At 78.9% G+C, this 280-nt stretch carries 1 pseudogene; it reads right to left on the reverse strand.

Annotated features, from left to right (window positions below):
- Positions 1–280, reverse strand: a pseudogene (locus G3I40_RS23870) (hypothetical protein); the annotation flags it as partial.

A 280-nucleotide genomic window follows, 5' to 3' on the forward strand; every position in this document is an offset into this window, starting at 1 on the left:
ACGGTCGACGACCACGGCGCCGGCCTGCGGCCCGGTCGCCCCGTCCACCCGGGCGAAGTCGAGGGCGGCGCCGCTCGTGCCGCTCTGCGGCTCCGCGTAGCGCACGACACGCAGGCCGTCGTAGAGCAGCACGACGCGGGCCCGGTCGATCTCGCCCGCGTACAGCAGCTGCGGGGGTCCGGGCGGGGCGCCGGCCGGGGTCCCGGGTGTCGCCGACACCTGGACGGACTCGCCGGGGCGCGCCCACACCGCGAGCGCGCGGCGCAGCAGTGCCGTGTCA

The sequence above is a fragment of the Streptomyces sp. SID14478 genome, from assembly GCF_010548525.1.
Classification (GTDB): domain Bacteria; phylum Actinomycetota; class Actinomycetes; order Streptomycetales; family Streptomycetaceae; genus Streptomyces.